The sequence below is a fragment of the Acidovorax sp. HMWF018 genome (assembly GCF_003061035.1).
In the GTDB taxonomy this organism is placed as follows: Bacteria; Pseudomonadota; Gammaproteobacteria; order Burkholderiales; family Burkholderiaceae_C; genus Acidovorax; species Acidovorax delafieldii.
The window spans coordinates 11,997-12,800 of the sequence record NZ_QAIM01000586.1; the positions used below are offsets into that span (position 1 = coordinate 11,997).

Below are 804 nucleotides of genomic sequence, written 5' to 3' on the forward strand. Positions count from 1 at the left end.
GCATCTCGTGAAGTGAAGAAGATGCCGGGATTGTTGAAACGCGAACCTTGGGCGAACCCAAAGATCTGCGCTGGGCGTGGAGCTGCCGGGTGCGGGTTGTCAGCCCGCCACCGGCCAACGCAGCGTGAAGCCCACGCCCCGCCCGTGCAGCCCCGGCCCCAGGCGGACCTGCCCGCCCAGGTGGCCGATGGCCTGCTGCGCAATGGTGAGTCCCAGGCCCGATCCGCTGCTGCGCGCGCGCGGCGAGCGCCAGAAGCGCTCGAACACCCGGTCTTGCTCGCCGGCCGCTATGCCCGGGCCGTCGTCGGCAATCCAGACCACCACGTCGCCGCCCTCCTGCCACACCCGCAACTGCACCTCGCGCCCCGCACCGGGGCCGCAGCCGTGCTTGAGCGCGTTGTCCAGCACATTACCCAGGGCGGACCAGAGCAGCTGGCGGTCCAACGGCAGCTCCAGGGTGTCCGGGCCGTCCAGCGACAGCTCCACGCCCAGGCCCTCGGCCCAGCCCGCGCGCTCTGCCAGGCAGTCCTGCAGCAGCGCCATCAGGTCCTGGGGCACGGCGGGGTCCAGCGCGGGGGCTTCTTCCAGGGCTGCCAGCATGAGCAGCTGTTCGCTCAGATGCGCGGCGCGCTGCACGGCGCGCGTCAGCGCCTCGCTGGCCTGCGCGCGTGCGGGGCCTTCGGGGGCTTGCGCCAGCACATGGGCCTGGGTGGCGATGACGGCCATGGGCGTGCGCAGCTCGTGGGCCGCGTCGTGCACCAGGGCCTTTTCGCGCGCCAGGTGGGCCCGCAGGCGGGCCAGCAG

At 72.9% G+C, this 804-nt stretch carries 1 protein-coding gene; it reads right to left on the bottom strand.

Going from position 1 to position 804, the window contains the following annotated elements:
• Window positions 1–99: 99 nt before the first annotated feature.
• The coding region (locus DBR23_RS31700; protein WP_233250732.1) for a HAMP domain-containing sensor histidine kinase at window positions 100–804 on the bottom strand (705 nt) is incomplete at its 5' end.